This is a genomic window from Parapedobacter pyrenivorans (assembly GCF_014636865.1).
Taxonomy (GTDB): Bacteria; Bacteroidota; Bacteroidia; order Sphingobacteriales; family Sphingobacteriaceae; genus Parapedobacter; species Parapedobacter pyrenivorans.
On sequence record NZ_BMER01000001.1, the window covers coordinates 1,541,247 to 1,563,587 of the forward strand.

Here is a 22,341-nt window from a genome sequence, read left to right on the forward strand (position 1 = left end):
AGGAATTGGGAGCATCGCGAGCCGATTCCAGTTGATGAGCAACAGGCTAAAACATCACTCATCCCTCAAACTATCCACCGGATTCGCCAATGCCGCCCTTATCGCCTGTGAGCCCACTGTCAGTGCCGCGGTCACCATGGCTACCAATCCCGTACCTGCAAACATCCACCATTCCATATCGATGCGGTAGGCAAAGTCAGCCAACCAGCTATTCATGGCCCACCACGCGATGGGCGAAGCGATAACCAACGCAATGACAACCAGTTTTACAAAATCTTTAGACAAGAGCTGTACGATGCTGCCTACCGTTGCGCCGAGCACCTTGCGGATGCCGATTTCCTTGCCGCGCGTGTTAATGGTGTAGGTAGCCAAACCCAATAATCCCAGGCAACTGATTAAGATGGAAAGTGACATCGCCCAGGTCAGTAAGCTGGCGGTAGCTTGTTCGTGTTCGTAAAACTGAGCAATCATTTCATCCACAAATTGGTAGTTGAAATCCTCATCGGGATACAGGCCGTGGTAAGCTTTTTGGATTTGGGCGATCGCATGGCTCCACGACTGGCCATCTCGATTTGGCTTGAGTCGTACATGGAACGTCGATCCGTTGTTTTTTTGAAACAACAGCGGCATAATGGACGATCTGGTGGATTGATGATGGAAATCTTTCATGATTCCCACAATCGGTACCGCATTGCCATTCCAATTGAGAAACTTACCCAAAGCCTCTTCGGGCCGTTGAAAGCCGATTTCCTTCACAAATTGCTCGTTAACCAGTAGCTCATTCGTGGCGTCTCCGGGTGATATATTCCGGCCCGCCACCAGCTTGATTCCGTAGACATCGAGGTAATGTTCGTCACCCCATCGGATCTGCGTGGTTGGTTTTAGCTCCTCCGTCCCGTTATGAAAGGAGACCGTGGTAAAGGACACCCCGCGATCGGCCGGGGCATGAAAGCCGGTGCTCGCCAACTCGACGCCCGGCAGGGATTGGACGGTATGCAGTAGCTGTCTGCTTTTCGTTTCGGCCGTATCCCGAGGAGTGTCAAATTTGAAGATGGCCCCCGTATCGAACCCCATATCGGAGTCGATGGAATAGTTGATTTGCTGGCTTACGATGAGGGTTGCCAAAATAAAGAACTGGGCTATGGCGAATTGGGATATCGTGAGTATTTTCCTTACGCCAGCATGGCGGGTCTGCCCGGTCAGTCCCGAAACCTGATTTCTTAAAACGGATGTAGGGGTAAATCCGGATAGTATCAGTGCCGGATAGCATCCCGAAAGAAAGCTGACTACGGCGACGAGCAGTAGGAGTACGAACAGATAACCCGGTTGGAACATGAAATCGGCCGTCAGCCCTTCAGGGATGAATTTGGAAAAGAGTCGAAGAATGATCGGTATGGATAATATCGAAAGGACGGTAGCGACACTGGTCATGACGACGGTTTCGCCCAGGAATTGTTGAATCAATTGCCGCTTGGAGCTGCCCATTGTTTTACGCACACCAATTTCCTTTGCCCGCTGCGATGCTTGCGCGGTAGTGAGGTTGATAAAATTAATACAGCCCAATGCGAGCAGGAAAGCCGCCACGGCCATTAAGCCGTATAGGGTCGACTTCTGTGCAATACGGCCGCCGATATTGGGGTAGAGGCGATTGAAATGGATGTCATGGAGCGGTTGCAGGCTAAGCGTGATGTCTTTGCCCCGTTCCGTGTTGTGTTGCTGATAGAACGTATTCAGTTGGGCTTGGAAGGCCTGTGCAGACTGGTTTGCCGATAATTTGACATAGAGTTGGGAATAGGCCATCCAGTCATCCCACACATCCATCATGAAATTTTCCTTCAGCGAAGAAGCTTCGATGGTTGCCAAGGAAATGAACTCCCTGCCATTGAAATCCGTCGGCTTATCCAGATCGCCTACTACACCGGAGACGGTAAGGGTGAGGTCATTGTACGTGAGTTGTTTGCCGATGACCGCGGTCGGAGACAAGTCCGGAAAATAGAGCCGTGCGCGGCTTTGGGTGAGGACGACCGTGAATGGCTGGGCAAGTGCAGAAGATTGCTGCCCACTAATCCACTGGTATCCCAACAACCGAAAATAGTCGTTATTGGTAAAGACGACGTCTTTTTGCTTTTTGAACAAAAGCGGCTTTGAAGCATGATCCTCATCGATCCGCACATGAATGGTCGCATCCCCTTGAAATTGGAACACTGGAACGGTTTGCTCGATTCCGGTAATCTCGTTGGGTATAGCGCTGCCCAAAGGCGCAGGCACGCCTACACTGTGACCTTCAACGCCATTGAAATTGGCATCAATTACGATGCGGTATATCCGGTCGCTATCTCGTTGGAAGGTGTCGAAGCTGAATTCGTAATAAACAATCAAGGAGATGACCAGAGCCGCGCTGATTCCAATGGAAAGTCCAAGCAAATTCAATACCGTGAAGAGCTTGTTGCGCCATAGGTGGCGATAAGTGGTAGTGAAAAAGTTCTTTATCATTTTATTTAGCAGTAAAATAATCCATCACTCGTCCCGCAACGATTCCACCGGGTTGGCCACTGCCGCTCGGATTGCCTGCCAACTGACCGTCAATAGCGCAATCAGTAACGCTGCGCCTCCGGCTAAAACAAACATCCACCATTGGATATCAATCCGAAATGCGAAATCGTCCAGCCAGGTATTCATTACCCACCAAGCAATTGGCGACGCAATGACCACGGCCAATACCACCAAAAGGATGGATCCGGCGGATAGGAGCTGTACAATGCTTGCCACACTAGCTCCCAGTACTTTGCGGATGCCGATCTCCTTCACCCGTTGGCGGACGGTATAGGTAGAAAGCCCCAAAAGACCGAGGCAGGAAATGAAAATCGCAATGCCGGCGAATATGTTGAATAGCAAGCCGGCACGCTGATCTGTCCGGTATTTAGCTTCAAATTGTTGGTCGACGAAATTATACTTAAAAGGAGCAGGGGAGTCACCTGCATATTTTTGGTATTGCTGTTCAACGGCCTTGATGGCATTCGAGGCCTCAGCCGCAGTGGTACGTACATACAGCATGCTGCCGTCGTACCAGTGGAAAAAAAGGAGGGGAGAAATTTTTTCCTTGAGCGACTTAAAATTGAAGTCCTTCACGACACCAGCAATGGTTCCCGGGCGGTCGTGGAAGCTGATGGGCGTACCCACATAAGGCGGAGTGAGGCCCATTTCCCGAACGGCTGCTTCGTTGACAACATATAAGTTGCTGTCGGCGGCGGTACCGGTTAAATTTCGCCCTTCCAGCAATTGGATGCCCATCGTGGGTATAAAATCTTTGTCGATCGATGACTGAGCGATGATGAGGCTGCTGTTGACCGGTTTTCCGGGCCACTCGAGGTCGCCGGTCGCATTGCCCATATTGGTGATGTCATACATGTCCGAAAGGGCGACATTAACGATACCGGGATGATTCCTTAACTCATTTTTTACCGCTTCGATATGCTCTACTGCATCATCGGGAAGCGCCACACTGAATACGTAACTTTTATCGTAGCCGAGATCGAGCTTCCGCATATAGGTCATTTGGCGACTGATGACGAACGTGGCAACGATCAATACCATGGAGATGGCAAACTGGAAGACAACAAGTGCTTTGCGTAATAATGTGACTCCAACCCCGGATGCCATTTTCCCTTTCATCACCTGGAGTGGTTGGAAACCGGATAGCAGGAGTGCGGGATAAATCGCCGCCGCCAATAACGTACCTAAAGCCGAGTAACCGATGACTTTCCAGATTTCCATGTTGGATAGCGAAAAATGAAGTTGCTTGCCAGCGATGTCGTTGTACAAGGGTAGGAGTACGACAATCAATCCGACGGCAACCAGCAATGCGAAACAGAAGAGCAGCGCGGTCTCCACGATAAATTGCAGGAACAATTGCACCTTGCTGGCGCCGACGACCTTCCGGATGCCGACTTCACGGGCCCTCACGAGTGCCCGGGCGGTAGTCAAATTGATATAATTGACGGCCGCGATCGCTAATACCATGATGGCAATGAGTAAGAAAATCTGTACCATCCTTGCAGCGGCGTTGTTTCCGTCAGCACTCACCAGGTGCATGTCTGCTAGAGGCTGTAAGTTAAACTGTACCGTGCTTTCCCCGTTTCTGGCATCTTTATAAAGTTGGGTGAATTTTTTTCCAACGACCTCCGGATGGGCCCCGTCTCGTAATTTGACAAAAGTGGTAAAGGAGTAGCTGCCCATGTCTACATCGATGGTTTTCCACTGGCCATTGCCCCCATCAGCGGTAAATCGCTGCGCATAATGGGCCATGGGTAGTATGGCATCAAATGCCAAGGATGAATTGTCTGGAAAGTCGTGCAGCAATCCAGTAACGGTGAGGTTATCTCCCCTAAATTGAAGCACCTTGCCCAAAGGATCATCATCACCAAAGAATTTTTTTGCAGTCGATTCAGTCAGGACGATGCTATACGGATCGGGGAACAGCTGCTCGGGCCTGCTTTTGAGTAGTTCGAAGTTGAATAGCGATAGGAAGGTGCTATCTACATAAGCCGTAGTGAAACCATCGAGGACTGTGCTCCGGTCTTCGGTCGCCAACACCTGGCCGTTCCACTCATTGATGCGGACAATCCCCTCAACCTCGGGCAGCGATTGGGCGTATATGGCTAATGGACCAGGTACTCCCTCCCAAACGGTATTGGCATCCAAATGGGCGGTAAACCGATGGATTCGGGAAAAGTCCTTATGGAAGCGATCGTAACTTTTTTCATGTTGCACCCAAAGGAGCAGCAAAATAGCGGTAGCAAGACCGAACGCCAAGCCACTGATGTTAACGAAGGTATGGAACTTGTGTTCCTTCAGGTTCCGCCACGCGGTTTTGAAATAGTTTCTGATCATTTTTTAGTGTTCTGTGGTCAGTCTATGTTGTTGCAAAATCAACCTAGGAATTGGGAGCAGCGTGAACCGATTCCAGTTGATGAGCAACAGTATGAATTGATTATAAACATTAATCACTCATCCCTAAGCGAATCCACTGGATTAGCCAATGCCGCTTTGATGGCTTGCCAGCTTACGGTCAGTAATGCGATTGCTGCTGCTAATATGCCCGTCATCGCGAATACCCACCATTCAATATCGATTCGATAGGAATAACTGGCTAGCCACTTGTTCATGGCATACCAGGCAATGGGCGAGGCGATAACGAACGAGAACATCACTAGTTTCAGAAAATCTTTCGACAGCAGTTGCGTTACGCTCCATATCGATGCACCGAGCACCTTCCGTACACCGATTTCTTTGGTGCGGCTTTCTGCCATGTAAGCTGCCAGGCCAAACAAACCCAGGCAGGATATGACAATAGTGAGCAGCGCAAAGAGACCCGCCAGTTTGCCGGAGCGTTCCGCGCTCTTGAATTTCTCCGCATAGTTCTCATCGACAAATACATACTCAAACGGATATTGTGGGTTGTACGCCTTGAAAATCTTCTCCATCCGGGCAAGGTTGTCTGCCGTGCTGTTATCGGCGTTAAGTTTTACATGCAGGATATAGGGCGAATATCCGGCGGGTCCGTTGATCATCATCGGGCTGATGGTTTGCTCGAAAGGCGACTGCAGGATGAAATCCTTGATAACCCCCACTACGTGGAAGTATTCGGTCCCGTCAACCCACTTGATACGGGTGCCAACGGGATTCTTAAGCCGCATGGCTTTTACGGCCGCTTCGTTCAATAGGATTGCCATGCTATCGGTAGGGAATTTGTACACGTCGATATCGCGGCCGGCAACCAATTCAATACCAAAGGTTTTTGTGAAATCAGCATCCGTACCCAAACGTACAAAGTCAAGCTTTTCATCGGCCTTTGTGCTCCCTTCCCAGTGGAAGCCCCAGCTGTCGCTCCACTGCTGGGTGATGGGGTTAGCCGAAAGCGAGACCGAGGTTGCTGCACCGCCGGTGAGCAGCTCGTTTTTTATGGCAGCATAATGCTTGTCCATATCTCCCTGATAAAAGAGGTATACCATGTTCTCCCGGTCATATCCGGTATCTCGGTTCAACCCATGTTGGATTTGGCGGTAAACGATGATGGTGGCAATAATGAGGATGATGGCAAAGGTAAATTGGATCGTCACTAACACCTTTCTTGGAGCAATCAGGGCATTTTCCTTCTTGAACGTTCCCTTGAGCACACTTATGGGATTGAACGATGAGAGGTAGAAGGCAGGGTAGCTGCCTGCAACCAAACCGGTTATTAGGATAAACCCAGTGACAAATAGCCAGAAAAAGGGGTCGCCATAGGGTATGAAGAGTGCTTTCCCCACCAATTGGTTGAAACCACCCAAACTCAATTGGACAATCAGTAAAGCAACGAGGAAAGAAAAGATACTGAGGAGAATGCTTTCGATGAGGAACTGCGTGATCAATAAGGTCTTACTTACGCCCACAACCTTTCGGATACCTACTTCCTTTGCACGCCGCTCGCTTCGCGCAGTGCTGAGATTCATAAAGTTGATGCAAGCGATCAACAGAATAAATGCAGCGAGTACCATGAATAGCCGTACGGTGACCAGGTTGCCGGCCACCAATCTGCCGTCTTCCGACTTATTATACAGGTAATAGCGGCTCAAGGGCTGCGTAAATACTTCGGTCGTAGAGGCGCTTGCCGTTTCTTTTGTGTGGTCTATGGTGATGGTCCTTATCTTTCGGTCGAAAGCTGCTTGGCTTGCTCCGGGTTTCAACAGCGTGTACGTATTGACGGAATTATTGCCCCAATGGGTGTCGTTCCAGCCCAACCGTTCCAAATGTTCCCAAGGGAGCAGGTAGTCAAACGCCAATAGGGTATTGTTCGGCAGATCCTTTAGAATACCAGTTACGGTCACGTTACGGTTGCTATCGATGCGGATGGTTTGGCCCATGGCATCCGCGTTACCGAAGAGTGTTTTAGCGAATTGCTCAGTCAGGACAATATTATGGCCATCTGCCAACGCCGTGGCGGGATCTCCTTTTATCAGCGGAAAACTGAAAACGTTGAAAAAGCCACTGTCTGTAAAAGCACCTCGCGAATTGAAGTTTTTGTCGCCAACGGTGAATAAGAACGTCATGTTATTGATCCGCACGGCATCTTCCACCTCGGGATAATCGGCTTTTAAGGTTGGAGCCAGTATCTTGGGGGTATTGCCCCACGCCCAGCGGTTGCCATCGGGGCCGGTATCCCGGTTGTACATCACATAGATACGGTCTTCTTTTTCGTGAATCCGCTCCATACTCAGCTCATTCTGGATCCATACGATGATCAACAATGCAGCAGCCATGCCAATGGATAACCCGGTGACGTTGATCAATGAATAAGCCTTGCTTTTAGCGAAGTTCCGGAATAATGTACGGAGATAGTTCTTGATCATTTTTTAGCTGTGAGATATGAGACATCCACCTATATCCTCTTTCCCAGGTTTTAGTCCGTTGCAGACACGGCCTAGGAAACGTCAGCGCAGCGCCACGGATCCAGTCGTGGAGCTACGGGCTGAAACAATCACCCCACCGTTTCCATCAATACCTGCCCATCCAACATGCGGATGATGCGATCGGCATAGCGGGCGTCGTGTTCACTGTGCGTTACCATCACGATGGTCGTACCTTGTTCATTCAGCTCGGTGAGCAATTGCATCACCTCATTACCGTTGTTGGAGTCGAGGTTACCGGTAGGCTCATCCGCAAGGATCAGCTTGGGGTTGTTCACCACGGCACGGGCTACGGCCACGCGTTGTTGCTGGCCGCCCGAAAGCTGCTGGGGGAAATGATTGCGGCGGTGCATGATCTGCACTTTTTCCAAAACTTCCTCTACGCGTTTCTTGCGCTCTGCTGCCGGCACTTTGGTATAGATAAGTGGCAACTCTACGTTTTCGAATACCGTAAGCTCGTCGATGAGGTTAAAGCTTTGAAAGACGAAGCCAATATTGTGCTTGCGTAGGTCCGAGCGCTTGCGCTCGTTGAATTTGGCCACCTCGATGCTGTTAAAGAGGTAGCTTCCATTGTCCAGGTCGTCCAATAAGCCGACGATGTTAAGCAACGTGGATTTTCCACATCCAGAGGGACCCATTACGGCGACGAATTCACCCGCTTTCACGTGAATGCTCAAATTGTTGAGCGCAACCGTTTCCACTTCTTCGGTACGGTAAAATTTTTGCAGTTCGGTAATTTTGATCATGTTTATACAGCTATCAGCAGTCGGCCATCAATTTTCGGCAGTCGGCCTATGCGTGGTTCGTTATTCATTGTGGTTACTCAATATTATTCTTTAATCCTTCACCCTATATTATCGTTCCAATTTTTTAACTAGCTGAAAAACAGCTGTAAAACACGATATCAGGTTTGCGGACTGTCCGATATCGGACACCTCATGTTCGCTTGCGGACACCTCATCGCTGGTTGCCTATTCAGCTGCCCGAATGGTGGGCGTTAAAATACTTGAATTTAGGGATTGTTTGGAACGTTCGATAACGTTAATTTCGCCGAGCGATAGATTTGTAGTTAATAAATATATTTATAATTAATAATAACGTAATCCGATGGTCATCCATTCTTTATCCAGAAAAGTCAACCCATTCCGTTTTATTTCGATGCTAGTGGTAATGGTAACTTGTGTTGCCATCCTCTCCTGTAGTAAAGACAACGATCCGAGCCCTGAAGATGATGCGGAGTTGCAGCAGGAGATTGGTAGTCTTCCCGGACTTGGCGAGCAATCGGGCACTCCGCAGGGTACCGCATTTAAGTTGCCCGATGGTGTTACCGTGGACGGTACAATCACGGGGGACTACTGCGATGAAGCGGAAATACGCATCGGAAGCGGCCACTACGTGACCGTCTGTGTCGGGCTTCGGAATGACAACGATGAAGAAAAGAAAGTCATTTTCCCCGGCGGACTTATCCTGGTTTCCGAAACTGATGAATACCAGCATGGTGTGGTGGTGGAGGAAACGATGGTTGTCATCCCGCCAAAAAAGACAATCCGTTTCATTTTCCATACGTATTGCGGTAACAATAGCCGCTCTTCGGCTTCGTCGTTGGCAGTCTATACATTTGGTCCGGTGACCAATAGCAAGTTGCTAGGTAGACTCATCGATGATTTGAAGGGCAAAAAGATTGCGGCAGTGGATTATTGGGATGAAGATGGTGTTTCGGATGATTATTACGCGATTGAGTCTACCGTACAAGCGTTGGTATGGCAGATCACCGATGGTTCGGCTTTTATGGACTGGGAGACGTTCAATCACATGTACCAGCAGCAATTGAACGAATTGCCCAATAAATAAGGTACATCAGGTACTGATTGCCGGTACATGGATATGCATGCTATCGGAGACCAGCCCTCCCCCGAAGGAGACCAATGAAAGGAATACCTCGACTTCGGAGCCTATCCATTTTTCGTGGGCAGGCAAATCACATTGCTGGGCATTGCGGGATGTATGATTAAGAAAGTTGTACCACAGTTCGGTCTTTTGGGAATAAACAACAACGGAAAGGCTGTCGGTTCGGTATGCATTTGCTGCGCCGGTGTTGTCCCGCCAGGAGAGGGTTAAACCGTTATCCCCCCAGGCTGCGGTCACATCCTCCAGCCCCGGCAGCTCGCCCTGGCTGATCCGGAACTTGCTCCACTCGATTTCCAGGTTAGGGTATTCCCCTTTGATGGCCTGCTTTTTATTCAGCGAAAGGGCGAGGTTGAATGCGGTCATGTCCAGTGATTCCACGGCATTCCGGAATCCCGCCCGGATGAAAACCTTAAGCGGTGCAAGCGCGCCCATGATAAGTTTCATGGCCTGTTCGTTGGCAAGCCGTGCCTCGCTTCGTGGCTGGTTGTTCTTCCGGGGTAATCCGCGGATGACGTCTTTCCCTTTCCATTTGTAACCAACAACGCTTCCTACTTTTCCGCTGAAGCCCCCGTTGGGCCCGTTTCTGAGTATTGCCATGGTATGGTCTCCTAATTGGTTTATATCCAAAAGTACATTATCTCTTTAATTAATCAAAATATAAACCGCTTTTTAGTAATGGGTAAGAGTAATTTCATAGGTATTCTGACCAATTAAACCCCTATTATTCCCCTATTAACCCCCTATAAAATGCTATTTATTTAAATAGTTTTGGTCATATTGGTGGGTCATTTATTGATCGTTCGAAGGGGCTTTACAAACAGAAAGGTTTCCAAATACCCATTTGGAAACCTTTCATAACGAGCAAACGATCGTGTTTGCTTACAAAATACGGGATGAATTACCAATCCAATTTGACGTGCATGCCATCCGGATGGTTTTCGAACTGGAGAAAATAGGTGTGTGATGAAGCGTCCCAAGACGTCCTGACATCGCTGACGGGATTTCCTTCCGGATCCACTACCGCGAACTGTCTAGGTTCGGTCGGCAGCAGCACACGCATGACATTGGTGGTATGTAACGGGCTACGGCAGACAAACGCATAGCTGTTCCCGGTGATGTCCTCCTCGTAGATCCGCGAAGCGGACGCCAGTACCTGTGGGGTGGACGGTGTGACAACGCGGCTGAGGTTGTACAACAAAGCTTGTCGCCCCGGTTGGACCACTTTACGAGCTAGCACAGGCAATGCGGGATCATATAGATCAATCACCGGGCCGTCGATGGTAAATGCGGCTGCGTCATCATTTTCATCTAAAACGGCGGCGATATCGTACGGCCCTCTTTCCAGGTACAGTTGGTTTTTGAAAATAAGACTGTTGGCCGAATTCCGCTCATACAGGTCCTTAACTACTTGGATAAACTGCTGGTCGCCGCCTTTTTTCAATACGTATTCCTTCGGATCGTTCCGGAAGATATGCACAGTACCCTTGCCATAGGTGTATTCGCCAGTGGCAGCGCCAGCCGGAATGCCCAGCTGTTCGAAGAGGTGGTCGGAAGGCCGTTGGTAAGTGTTGCCATCACTGTTCCACCACTCGGTGACGGTTTGGTATGGATCCTCGTCGCGTCCGCTGTAGACCAAGATGCCGCCCTTTTTTACCCACTGGGCCAAGTAGCGATGGCCTTCGGCCGACATCGGCTTCATGTTGGAGTAGGTCATCAACAGCACTCTGGTGTCTTTTAGGGTTTCTTTGTACGACACGTTTTCCAAATGTACCGTCTTCACGGGAACACCCCGTTTCAGAAAGGGCAGTGCCTGGCCGTAGAAGTTAGCCAATTGCGGATCCTCGTATCCATCATGTGTCGGAAACCGTTGGAACATCAGGGAGTTGGCCATCAATACACTGATGCCGTGGCTGCCGGACACGGTATTCTCGGATAGCGGCATGTGATTGAGTGTATTGATCATCACCTGCATCTGGGTCGAATAGTGGCGGGGGATTTTCGCCTTCTCTTCGCTGTCTTTGCTGACCCGGTACAGCCCCTCGTAGATGCGGTCGGGCCACGGCATGACCTCATAGTCGGCAATCTGGGGATACAGCAACTGGGCGGTAAACGTGGCCTCGTAGTTGTTCTTATAGTCTACCCAGTCACGGGGCCAGTCTTCGATCGGGTCGGTAAGGAAAAACATCTTCCTGCCGGTAGGAGCCGTCATGGACTCCATGGAACCGTACTCCAGAAAGGCCGTTTCAAATACACGCTCTTTTTCCTTCCCATTGAAATAGTTCGGTTCGCGGGCAGTGCCTGTCCATACCTGCGCGATATAGCCGTCAACAACATCGAGCGAAGCAAGGCTCGCCTCGGGGCTCACGATCTGCCATTGCGAATAGTTGACGAGTGAGTGCGTAGGTACGTAACAGCGGATGTCCATGCCCTTGCTTTTTCCGTATTCCTTGGCGTAGGTAAATACATCCTTTAAGGCATTGTAATACAGCTGGTATTTCAGCTTGTTGGACAGGTAGGTGTTTTCGGGCGACTCGTGCTGCGGGCGCCAGGGGAAGCCATAATAAGCTTGCCATTCCCGTTTGAAGGCCTCGCTGTATCCGGCACGTGCCCAGAACTCCGGTTCTTCCATGTAGATGGCATCAATGCCGGCATCGATAACCCGTTTAACGTGCATCTCCTTGATGTATTTCAGGTAGTTGGCGGTTGGCACGATATAGGGAACCATGCGACCGTGCCAGATGGTGTCACCGCCACGTTCCACCTGCCCTTCGTCCAGGTGCCACTTGCCGTCCCATTCGCCGGTGAAATAATCCTGGTACTCGCCCCAGGCAATACCCGTCATGAAATGGGCGGTGTATCCGCGCTCCCGCCAGGATTGTACCCGTTCTTCAAAGGATTTTCCTTTGCGTTTGTCGGAGGGATTACCGCCTACACCGTAAACCATCGCGATATCTGCCCGTGTGTCGGTCGCGGGTTTCCAGTGTTGCGAGGTCTGAAAACTGGTTTTTTCACGGACTGCTGTTTTCCCGCTTTTGCCAGGCTGTTTCCGGGAGGCACACGAGACGGCGACCAATAAGCTGATTAATAGCATCGTTATTCTGTTCATCATCATGGATGTTCGTTGTTAGAGAATGGCTACTTTTTTCGGTTCGTTATAATTAAAGCGCTGCGCACCTTCTACATTGTAATCGATGCGGGCACCCACGCGCACGTAATAATCCCTGTTCATCGAAAAACTGTCTTGGGTAGTCAACGTAACGACTTCCCCAACGGAGCCGTTGGCCTCGGTTCCGGTAATCCTCACGGTATACCGGTTGTCGTAATTGTTATCCCCGACGTAATAGCTGGAGGAATTAATGAAGAGGGCGATTTCAGTGACATCTTGCTGGAAGTCAGGATTGGCGGTTCCGCGTGTAACCCGCACTTGGACGGTGATGCTACCATTATCGTTCAATACCGGTTCGCCTACCCATTCTACATTCAAGAAAGGCTCCACTTCAAATGTCAGGTCGGTCACTCCTTCGATGTCCACGGTTTGGCTTTCATCCGTAATGATATCGCCGTTTCCGTCACGTAGGATCAGCGGCACGAATGGTCCCTGTGGCACAACGTTATAATTTCCTTTGAAAATTTTGGTGTTGTTGAATGTGCCGTCCTGCATGCAGGTAAAGAAGTAAGGCGTAGGGTTGTCGCTCCAGCTCAGCTCCAACAACCGCAGTCTGATACCCCGGTCGCCCATTTCGGTCTGTATTGGCGCTTTGGTCGCCTTGTCAATCACGCGGCCCTGCAACGTTTCGGATGGGGGAGCGTAGTTGTCGAGCTTTTGGCATGAAAATAGGCCGGTGCACAGCAGGCCCGATAATACGTATGTGATAATTTTTTTCGCTTTCATCTGTTTATTTTTTTGCTTTTTAGTTGTCAGATGGAGCCTTTGATGATTAGAATAATCATTAAGCACGCAGGGCAATGATTATTCTAATCATGTCGGGTTCATCTTTCAATAATTAATAGCCAGGATTCTGTACTAAATTAGGGCTCTTGGTGATTTCACCCGGATCGATCTGTTGGTAATACCAGCGCGTGTCAAACGTGAAGATGGCGTTGCGCTCTTCAAAGCGATCGTCAAAAAACCATTTTTCTGCGTTTTCTGCGTAGAACGGCATCAGGGCGCGGTAGGTACGTCCATTTTGCTCATCATCCATGATCCGCCAGCGCTTCAGGTCCCACCAGATTTTGTTCTCAAAGCTGAGTTCTTTCCGCCGTTCCTTCCGGATGATATCAATAGATGTCAGCGCAGCCGGGCTTGGTAATATATCCGCGCCGGCCCTTTCTTGGATTTGCCGGATGCATTCGTAGGCATCACCCAAATAGTCGGCGCCGCCTTCGCCCGCCTCGGCCAGCTCATAAGCGGCTTCGGCCCGGTTGAGGAGCACTTCTGCATAACGCAGTTCAATCCAGGTCTGGTCCGAACGGTTTTCGACGACCAGTGCGGGGGGCATGTCGGGATTGAGCCATTTCCGGACGGAGAAGCCCGTCAGTGCGGGAGCTGCGAAGTTGAAGAAACGTCCGCTCCGGCCGGCAGGGTTCATCAGCGTGCCGTCGGGCAGTTCGTGCGGCTCCTGCTGTGGAACGGCCGACGTGACCAACCGGGATGCGGCGGATGAATTCTCATAAGTCGTACGCGCACCCACCGGTTGCAACCGGTCTATTCCGCCGGCAACATCGCCGGTATAGATGCCACGCCAGATTTCCACGGTTTCATTCTTGAGCTGATCACCGGGGAAAATGATCGTCGCCCGTAGACGGGGTTCGGCATCCGCAAAAAAGTCCATTTGGTTGTCATAGAGTTCGTATTTTCCTGCTGCATCGTAAACCTCAATGCGGCCATCGCTCGTTTTAGGTAGGCCATCGAAGAGCTCTACAAAATCGAGCGTCGGGTTAACGGAAGAGGAATAGCCGGCGACCTGAAATTGGTAGGGGATGTTGTACACGTCATAACCGTGCACGGATTCGGGATAGCCGTATTGCTTCACAAAGATGTTTTCAGGGCTCTCCTCGTCAAAAAACAGATCCACATAATTTTGGTACTGCGCCTCTTTGTCGTCGGCTTGCCATCCGTTTTTGTACAGTGAATAATGGCCTTCCAGTAGTTTGGCCGCATCATAAGCCTGCTTGAAAAAATCAGCGGCCCGCTCGGCGGGAATACCACACAGCCGGCTATTCTCATTGTCAAATAGCGTAATTTCATTGTACTTAGCGATGGAACCGCCGAATAGCATCGCCCGGGATTTGAAACCGGCAGCAGCGTATTTGTTGGCCCTGCCTGTTTGGTTGCTTTCGGGGAGCAGCTCCCAGGCCTGGTCAAAATCGGCAGCGATATGATTGTAAGTCGCTTCCTCTGATGAACGGGGTACCTGCAGCTGCTCAATCGGCTGCTCCGGGAAGTTAAGGACCTCGTCCACGATCGGCACACCACCGTAACGCTTCGCTAGCTCGAAATAGGTTACCGCACGCATGAAATACGCTTCACCCAGCCAATGGTCTACGTCTTCTTGGCTAAAGCGGGAGGCTTCCATGTACGTGGGCAACGTCTTGATGAAATAGTTAATGTCGCGGATCAGCGCGTAGGCATTCCCCCAATAATAGACGGCTTCGGTTTCGGCCGAGCTCTGATTGGCGGACAACGCTTCCCCGGTAATTGTGGGGAAGGGATCGATGATCCAGAATTCGTTGAATCCCCGCCTCGGTGTATAGCGGAAATCTTGGATGGGAAGCTGGCCATACAGCCGGGCCATGTAACTGGCGATGCCGTTGGGGCTGCCAAATATATCATCGTCCTGTACGACATTCATCGGCGGCACGTCCAGCTTGGTACAGGCCGGAACGGTAAATAGCAGGGCCAATGACAGTATAATGGTATTATATCTTGATGGTCTCATAATCTCAACTATAATTTGATGTTTAATCCAACAGTGTATATCCGGCTCAATGGATACAGGTTACCCCAACTTTCGTTCGGGTGCTCGGGGTCCAATTCGATGGTCTTGAACGTAAGGAGATTGTAGCCGTTGAAATAGACACGTACATTCTTTAGGCCGATTGATTGCGTAAGCCGATTGGCGAACGTATACCCAAAGTCGAGGCTTTTCAGGCGGAGGTAACTGGAATTGTGCATATTGAATGCCGAATTCTCGTCGGGCAACGTTCCGGTGTAGGCGTATTTCCCCGGAGTCCAAACGGTGGTGTGATCATACGGGTCTACAGTCGGATCTGTTGGATGCCACCTGTCCATAAAGTAGCTGAGTGCATTGGAGAAATCATTGCCCCACATCGGTTCGCGAAGTTGTTCGATGTATTTCACATAGCTCAGTGCCGAGCCTTGGAATAGCGCATTCAGGTCGAACCCTTTCCAGGCGGCGCCGATATTGAAGCTGAAATTGAAGAAAGGGCTTTGACTGTCTTGATAAACGATGGGATAGGCATCCAGGCCGCTGATGATTCCGTCGCCATTCCAGTCTTCATAAATATAGTCTCCGGGCAGTGTGCCACGGCCGTAGTACACAGGGCTGTTCGCGATTTCCTCGTAGGATGCGAAGCGCCCCTCGGCTCCATAACCCACATGGAAGTTTTGGTTTCGGTTGGCATTGTTATTCCGCCAATTTTCATAGGAGTTCCCAGCTCTGGAGCGTTCGTCGTGCAGCTTCCGAATCCGGGTATAGGTCACCATACCGCGTAGGTTGTATTCCAGGTCGCCGATGTTGTTCCGGTGGTTCAACTCTACTTCGAAGCCACTAGCGCGGTCACTATTCAGGTTTTCCTGCGGAAGGGCGGCGCCGACCACGCCGGGCAGGCTTAATGCACGGGTGACTAGCAGTCCTGTGCGATGCCGGTTAAAATAATCGACCGTACCACCCAACAGTCCATTCCAAGCACTGAAGTCGACGCCGACGTCTGCCGTTTTGGCCTCGTACCAGGTAATCATCGGATTGGCAATTCCCTTGCTTGCGGCTGAGTTCACGAAGGATCCATCGAAGAAGTAACCCCCGGGAAGACGGTTGTTATCCCCTCCGGCAGGATAGGTGTAACCCGTGATAAACTGATAACTGGATGCGCCGTCGTCGCCCATGACGCCATACGAACCACGGATTTTGAAGTCGTCGACAAACTGCATAAACGAGTCTTTCCAGAAGTTCTCTTCAGACAATCGCCAGCCCACGGAGGCGGAAGGGAAAAAGCCCCAACGGTTGGCGCTCCCGAATAGGGAGGATCCATCGTATCGGAGGCCGAATTCGGCGAGGTATTTGCTCTGGAAATCGTATGTTACGCGGCCAACGATTCCCATGTTTGTTTTTTCGTATAGGTCGTTTTCTCCGGTATTCATGTAGGCGATCTGGTTGCTGGTTATGCCGGCAAATAGTTGGTCCAGATCCAAGGCAAGCTCACGCTGTGCAAAGAAGTTATCGCCTGCGCGGCGCTGCCCCTCCAACAGGGCGAGGCCGGATATGCGGTGATCGTTGTTGAACGTTTTATTGTAATTGAGCGACAGCTGATAGAGCGTAACCCCTTTTGTGAAATATTCCCTGCGGAAGGTGTTCGGGCTTGCGAATGCGCGTGGCGTATAAACGTCACTCGCCTCATCATACGTGTACACGTTGTACTCTTTGTTATACAGGCGGTTATCGGCAGCCTGGAAATCGTAACTGAACATGCCTTTTGCCGTCAGCCCGTCGATGCCGGGAATGTCGTAAGACATGGTCATGGACGATTGGAACCACTTATTTCCGAATTGCTTGTAGCCGCTTAGATCGGCGTCCATCATGGCGATGGGGTTTTCACCTTCAATAAGCCCCTGTTGCAAATATTCGGGGTTGCCATTGGCATAGGGCGCTTGTATCGCTGAGGCACGTTGGAACGTGCGTATGATCCAATCGGAGTTGGTATAGGGTTGCTCCTTCTTGTCTGTGATGCCGTTGATGTTCAGTTCGATACGCAATCGGTCGCTGATCTTCGCCGAAAGGTTGGACCGCAGGTTGAATCGGTCGTAGTTCAGGCTATTGCTTCGGATGAACGATTCCTGTTGTTGGTAGCCTATACTGGTAAAGAATTGGACTCTTTCGGAGCCGCCCGTGGCGCTTAAGGTGTGCTGGGTTTGCGGTGCTGATGGCCGCATCACGAGATCCCACCAATCGGTGCTCGGCATGGTGCCGTTGCGGTAGGCTTCTATTTCTTCCGGCGTGTATGCGCGCGTTCCACCGTTGACGTTGTGCATGGTTTTTTCATTGCGCAGCGTCATCCAGTCGGCCGCATCAACACCTCGCGGTGAACCGGCGGGGTTTTGCAGGCCATAACTACCCGAATAGTCCAGATCGACCGTACCCGCCTTTCCCTTTTTGGTGGTAACGAGGACGACACCATTCGCGGCACGCACCCCGTAAACAGCGGCAGATGCATCTTTAAGCACCGAAATGGATTCGATGTCATTTGCGTCAAGCCGTGTGATGTTATCGCGCGGTACGCCGTCGATAATCACCAGCGGTGCGCCGAAGCCGCGGATATCAAACGAATTGTTGAAAGAACCCGGTTCGGAACTTTTCTGAACAACACGCACGCCTGGGATTTTGCCGGTGAGCATGTTTTGGACATTTTCATTCCGGGTGGTCGTGATCTCCGCGTTGCTGACCGAAGATACAGCGCCGGTCAGCGTTTGCTTCCGCTGCGTGCCGTATCCCACCACAACCACTTCTTCCAAGCTGGCCGAAGAGGAAGGTTCTAGGCTAATGGTGAGGTCTTGCTGTGCACCAACAGCCACTGTTTTGGTGTTGTAGCCGATAAAGCTGACCGACAGCGAGTCTTGTGGATCTGCGGTGATGGTAAATTTACCTTCTGCATTGGTCGTCGTACCACGATCCGTGCCTACAACGCGTACCGTAGCGCCAACCAACGGAGTGGATGTCTCGTCCACGACTGTCCCGCTTATGGAAGCTTGTGGAGGTGCCTCGTTGGCATTGGCCGACAGGGGAACGCACATAGCTAGCGCGCAAACCGCTATGAATAGCAGGCTATTTACACGCGCGGCATAATAATTGGATATTACATTCATCTGTATAACGTATTAAGGAATTGTTTTTCAATTTCAAGAAGTGTCGTGGCGTCATAACCCAGTCCAAGAGGGCTGGCTGTTCCCGTCAACTGATGCTGTCTATAACGTGTTCGTAAAGGACGACAACTGACGAATGCCTTTTGTTTTGGCCTAACACGGACAGCAAGAAGTTATCAGGAGACCACAGCGAATTAGCTAATACGTTTAAGCAAAGCTAACCAAGCTAACATTTTACCACTAAGTCCCTTCACTACCAAATCATGTGTTCGTTTAAAAGATTCCATGCTAACATGGGCCTTCATTGGCTAACGATAGTGCAAATTTAGGCTATGAAATCGTTTTAGCAATTATTCTTTGTCACGATTTTTTGACAGGGGGCAAAAGTTTTTTTATCAATGGAGACTAAATTGCAGACCAAATCTCCAGTAAGAATCGGGTCTCTCCGTGTCTTCATACGGTGCCACACAACAGCCTTCATCGACCCGAACCCGGAAAAAATTAATGTCCAGGAGTTTCTTCAGAGCGGATTTCGGTTTTTGCTGCTTCGGCCGGTCGGGCTTCCTGCACCACGTTTGAAGAAGTGGAAGCAACCAGGCCATCCAGGTATTCGAATACCGATTCACACACTTGTGCAGCATGCGTTCGGAACCTATCGTAGTTGGCGATGGCAGTGGTTAGGTCTGTGTCTGTCGGTGCATCCTCTTTCTTGTAACGCACCGCATTCAAGCTGTTGGCGAGGGCTTTGAGTGCATCTTTATCCGCGTCGCGCCCCGTAACGAAGCATTCCGCAAGTTCGGGCGATATCAAGTTGCAGACCTGGAGCAGGAACGGGATGTTGCATTGGTCTACGCGATAGCCGATACCGGCATAAATTAAGCCGATGCAAAGCTGTTCGAGGCTTTGGGCAACAAGCATGGTGGCGGCACCGATGTCTTTCCGTTGATTACGGGCGAGTTGGGCGCACTGCAGGTAGGTGTCGGCTTTATACTTGCGGTACTTCCAGGCTGCGCGTGATTTTTCAAGCGCGAGCGACCAATCCGGTTCGGGCACGGAAAGCGGTTGCAAGCCTTCGTGTACATAGAGGGTGGTTCCCTTGGATAAGGCCTGGATAAAGAAGTGGTTTTTCTTTTCCAACGCGTGTTTCGTGTGCTGGGCAGCACAGAGGAGTACGGTGACGCGGATAAGTGGGTGGACGATGGTATGGCTTTTGGATGTGCTGCCTGAGCCGATGCCCAGTACATAACAATGGCCCATTTTCGCTGATGCAGGCTGGTCGGAAGTGTAACGTATCAATTTTTTGGTTTGGCTGATTTCATGGCCCAGGAGGATGAGGTAATCCAGTGCTTCGCGTTTGGCGACACCGGTCAGGATGGTGTTGAACGCTTTAGCCTGTTCGATGGCCAATTCGGCCGATAATGGTTCGGGCAAGGTGATTTTTATCGCATGCGGGCTGTCATCTGGTGTTATTACCGGTTCGACAGGCGCCGGATCGACCGCTTTATTGATGAGCAATTCCAGTGCCCGCATGCATTGATCGTAATACCTATTACACCATTCCAATAGCGGTATAAGTTTTTGGTATAGCTGGTCCAGTTCTTCGGGTTCGACATCGAAATTCCGTTGGTAGCGCACCGCGGTATACGATTGGTCGATAAGTTTCAAGAGGCGGAAGTAGTGCGGTTCACCTTTGGGAAACAGCTCGGCGAATTCGGGGATGTATTTGCCCATCAGCCTGAGGTGTTCCTGCAAGCCGTGGCTAGGCCGATCACGCTTGAACACGGCGTTTTCTATCCCGCGGAAGGTCAGCTCAGCCGCTTGGTGCAGCATGAAGAGTGCTTGTGCATGGTTTCCTTTTTCACGGTAGAAATGCATCCCGTCAAGGAAATCCAGTTGTTTGACACGACCTTTTTCATAATGTTCTTGCGCTTTCGTCCGGACACTTTCCAGCTGTTTCCGCGATAGGATAGGTAGCGGCTTTTTACCGCTGAGTAGACGCAGGTGTGGTTCGCGGCAAGCCAATAGGTAATAAAGCGAGCCGTTATTAAGGGCCGTTTTCAGTTCGCCATAAGGAATAAGGTCGAAACTATGTTCCGGCGCTTCGGCGAGGCAGAGCTCGGCCATGGGTTCCAGCGTTTTGACGGCCACTTGGCATTTAGCACCCACCACAATGAGCAATCGCCTTGCAGTGGTATCGATAAAAGGATACTCAAATTCAAAGATGCGGTCAACCGGGATTTTGGTAGCCAGCTTGTCGAGGATGGGCTGTAAGATATGCATGGTTTAAATCGTTAAGAATTTCTTTACAAATGTACTGATATTATTTCAATATTCCTATTTTTTGTTAAGAATTTCTTTATATTATTAATATTGGTCTATACAAACGATAAGTATTTAAAGTATGACCCCTTTAGGAGAGTACCTGGCTAGGAAATCGGTCAATAAATCGATGGTGGCACGGCGTACCGGCTTAAGCAAGCCCCGTATCAGCGAGCTGTCATTGAATCCGACGGCCAAGCTACGGGCCGACGAGTTGGTATTGATTGCGAAGGCGATCGATGCAGATCCATGTGAGATGCTGGTAAAGCTATATGGACATCTGGAATTGACCGGTGATTAGGTCCTTTTCCCGGCCATTATTTTATTGATGATGATCAGTCCGCCCAGCATGCAGACTGCCCCGATCAGGAAGTGCACGCCGGGGAAGCGGAAGGGTGCCTTTTCGGTGGTGAAATAGGAAAATGTGCCATTCATGATGAGCGGACCCAGGATGGTGGTGAGGCTCATCAGGCTGGTTAGCGCCCCCTGAAGTTCACCCTGTTGGTTGCTGGTTACCTGCCCTGCGATGACGGCTTGCAGGGAAGGGCCGCAGATACCTCCTAGGCAATAGGGTACCAGGAAGACAAACATCATCCAGCCTTCGGTCGCAAAGGCAAAGAGTACGAGCCCCAGGGTATACAAGGAGAGCCCGAGATAAATGCTCTTTTCGTTTCCGAGTTTCGGGGTAACGACGCGGGTGAGGCCAGCCTGCACCAATCCGGTGAGTACGCCAACAACAGCCAGGGAAAAGCCAATCATTTTTTCGCTCCAGTCGAAACGGTAGATCGTGAAGAAGTTCCAGTTGCTTTGTACGGCCTGTGCGCCGAGGTATACAAGAAAGAAGCTCAGTGCGAGTCCGCCGATCTCGGTGTGCTTGGTGAGAAAAGCCAGCGACCCCCAGGGGTTGGCCCGTTTCCAATCGAAAGCCCGTCGGTTATCCTTTTGAAGCGATTCGGGCAAGAGGAAGTAGCCGAACAGGCAGTTGAGCAGGCATAAAGCCGCCGCCGCATAAAAAGGCGCACGCAATCCCCACACCGAGAGCAATCCGCCCAGCGCGGGGCCTAATACAAAACCCAGGCCGAATGCAGCGCCGATAAGTCCGAAGTTTTTCGCCCGCGTGGTCTCATCTTCGCTGATGTCGGCGATATAAGAGGCAGCGGTGGTGAAGCTGGCACCCGTGATACCGGCGATCACGCGGCCCAGGAACAGCCAGCCGTAGGTGGGTGCCCAAGCAAGGATCATGTAGTCGATACCGAAGCCCAACAAGGAAAAAAGCAGTACCGGACGCCGGCCAAACCGGTCGCTGAGATTGCCCATCACAGGAGAAAACAGAAACTGCGTAATGGCAAACACAGATAGCAATAGCGCGCCATAGGTACTTGCCTCGTTGACTGGTATTCCTTTTAATTCGGCGATCAAATCGGCCATTACCGGTATAATGAGGCCCCATCCCATGACGTCGATCAATAACGTGACGAAGATGAAGCCAATGGCCGCGCTTTTGGAAGTTTGCATCGAATTATACCGAAAATTTGCCCGGCAATATTAGTGATAATTTTATTCTCGGCGCGT

The 22,341-nt window shown here is 50.6% G+C and carries 13 protein-coding genes; 2 read left to right on the forward strand and 11 right to left on the reverse strand.

The genetic code is table 11. The features are described 5' to 3' along the window. Window positions 1-54: 54 nt before the first annotated feature. The 4 genes from IEV98_RS06130 to IEV98_RS06145 form a co-directional block, all read right to left on the reverse strand. Window positions 55-2,493 (reverse strand): ABC transporter permease, encoded by a 2,439-nt coding sequence (locus tag IEV98_RS06130; protein ID WP_188504997.1) that lies wholly within the window; start codon window positions 2,491-2,493, stop codon window positions 55-57. Window positions 2,494-2,517: 24 nt separating this feature from the next. After that, entirely contained in the window at window positions 2,518-4,890 is a 2,373-nt protein-coding gene (locus IEV98_RS06135) for an ABC transporter permease (RefSeq protein ID WP_188504998.1), read from the reverse strand. A 113-nt stretch (window positions 4,891-5,003) separates the two neighbouring features. Further along, window positions 5,004-7,388, reverse strand: a complete 2,385-nt coding sequence (locus IEV98_RS06140; protein ID WP_188504999.1) for an ABC transporter permease — start codon at window positions 7,386-7,388, stop codon at window positions 5,004-5,006. A gap of 128 nt (window positions 7,389-7,516) precedes the next feature. Continuing rightward, the gene (locus tag IEV98_RS06145; RefSeq protein WP_188505000.1) at window positions 7,517-8,191 is read right to left on the reverse strand and encodes an ABC transporter ATP-binding protein; all 675 of its coding nucleotides are present in this window, start codon (window positions 8,189-8,191) and stop codon (window positions 7,517-7,519) included. Window positions 8,192-8,615: 424 nt separating this feature from the next. On the opposite strand from IEV98_RS06145, the gene IEV98_RS06150 reads away from it, so the two are divergent. Beyond that, entirely contained in the window at window positions 8,616-9,296 is a 681-nt protein-coding gene (locus tag IEV98_RS06150) for a hypothetical protein (protein ID WP_229738601.1), read from the forward strand. A gap of 6 nt (window positions 9,297-9,302) precedes the next feature. On the opposite strand, the gene IEV98_RS06155 is transcribed toward IEV98_RS06150, so the two are convergent. From IEV98_RS06155 to IEV98_RS06180, 6 genes are all read right to left on the reverse strand, one after another. After that, window positions 9,303-9,950, reverse strand: coding sequence for a DUF6266 family protein (locus IEV98_RS06155; RefSeq protein ID WP_188505002.1), 648 nt, complete (start codon window positions 9,948-9,950; stop codon window positions 9,303-9,305). 301 nt (window positions 9,951-10,251) lie between these two features. Continuing rightward, on the reverse strand, window positions 10,252-12,465 hold the full coding sequence (locus IEV98_RS06160; protein ID WP_229738602.1) for a hypothetical protein: 2,214 nt from the start codon (window positions 12,463-12,465) through the stop codon (window positions 10,252-10,254). A gap of 12 nt (window positions 12,466-12,477) precedes the next feature. Continuing rightward, entirely contained in the window at window positions 12,478-13,245 is a 768-nt protein-coding gene (locus IEV98_RS06165) for a DUF3823 domain-containing protein (protein WP_188505003.1), read from the reverse strand. A 112-nt stretch (window positions 13,246-13,357) separates the two neighbouring features. After that, complete coding sequence (locus tag IEV98_RS06170; protein WP_188505004.1) at window positions 13,358-15,292, reverse strand: RagB/SusD family nutrient uptake outer membrane protein; 1,935 nt, start codon at window positions 15,290-15,292, stop codon at window positions 13,358-13,360. Window positions 15,293-15,300: 8 nt separating this feature from the next. Then, window positions 15,301-18,453, reverse strand: a complete 3,153-nt coding sequence (locus IEV98_RS06175) for a SusC/RagA family TonB-linked outer membrane protein (RefSeq protein ID WP_188505005.1) — start codon at window positions 18,451-18,453, stop codon at window positions 15,301-15,303. Window positions 18,454-18,951: 498 nt separating this feature from the next. After that, window positions 18,952-20,730, reverse strand: a complete 1,779-nt coding sequence (locus tag IEV98_RS06180) for a HEPN domain-containing protein (RefSeq protein WP_188505006.1) — start codon at window positions 20,728-20,730, stop codon at window positions 18,952-18,954. A gap of 121 nt (window positions 20,731-20,851) precedes the next feature. Between IEV98_RS06180 and IEV98_RS06185 the strand changes: the two genes are divergently transcribed. Further along, window positions 20,852-21,070 carry a helix-turn-helix domain-containing protein gene (locus IEV98_RS06185; protein WP_188505007.1) on the forward strand — a complete coding sequence of 73 codons (219 nt, stop codon included), beginning with the start codon at window positions 20,852-20,854 and terminating at the stop codon, window positions 21,068-21,070. On the opposite strand, the gene IEV98_RS06190 is transcribed toward IEV98_RS06185, so the two are convergent. Continuing rightward, entirely contained in the window at window positions 21,067-22,284 is a 1,218-nt protein-coding gene (locus tag IEV98_RS06190) for a TCR/Tet family MFS transporter (protein WP_188505008.1), read from the reverse strand. The genes IEV98_RS06185 and IEV98_RS06190 overlap by 4 nt on opposite strands. Window positions 22,285-22,341 lie beyond the last annotated feature (57 nt).

Bases quoted from the DNA above. Each gene is read 5' to 3' on its own strand.
- IEV98_RS06185 (WP_188505007.1), top strand. From the start codon at position 20,852: ATGACCCCTTTAGGAGAGTACCTGGCTAGGAAATCGGTCAATAAATCG.
- IEV98_RS06170 (WP_188505004.1), bottom strand. From the start codon at position 15,292: ATGAGACCATCAAGATATAATACCATTATACTGTCATTGGCCCTGCTA.
- IEV98_RS06155 (WP_188505002.1), bottom strand. From the start codon at position 9,950: ATGGCAATACTCAGAAACGGGCCCAACGGGGGCTTCAGCGGAAAAGTA.
- IEV98_RS06160 (WP_229738602.1), bottom strand. From the start codon at position 12,465: ATGATGATGAACAGAATAACGATGCTATTAATCAGCTTATTGGTCGCC.
- IEV98_RS06180 (WP_188505006.1), bottom strand. From the start codon at position 20,730: ATGCATATCTTACAGCCCATCCTCGACAAGCTGGCTACCAAAATCCCG.
- IEV98_RS06175 (WP_188505005.1), bottom strand. From the start codon at position 18,453: ATGAATGTAATATCCAATTATTATGCCGCGCGTGTAAATAGCCTGCTA.
- IEV98_RS06150 (WP_229738601.1), top strand. From the start codon at position 8,616: ATGGTAACTTGTGTTGCCATCCTCTCCTGTAGTAAAGACAACGATCCG.
- IEV98_RS06140 (WP_188504999.1), bottom strand. From the start codon at position 7,388: ATGATCAAGAACTATCTCCGTACATTATTCCGGAACTTCGCTAAAAGC.
- IEV98_RS06145 (WP_188505000.1), bottom strand. From the start codon at position 8,191: ATGATCAAAATTACCGAACTGCAAAAATTTTACCGTACCGAAGAAGTG.
- IEV98_RS06165 (WP_188505003.1), bottom strand. From the start codon at position 13,245: ATGAAAGCGAAAAAAATTATCACATACGTATTATCGGGCCTGCTGTGC.
- IEV98_RS06130 (WP_188504997.1), bottom strand. From the start codon at position 2,493: ATGATAAAGAACTTTTTCACTACCACTTATCGCCACCTATGGCGCAAC.
- IEV98_RS06190 (WP_188505008.1), bottom strand. From the start codon at position 22,284: ATGCAAACTTCCAAAAGCGCGGCCATTGGCTTCATCTTCGTCACGTTA.
- IEV98_RS06135 (WP_188504998.1), bottom strand. From the start codon at position 4,890: ATGATCAGAAACTATTTCAAAACCGCGTGGCGGAACCTGAAGGAACAC.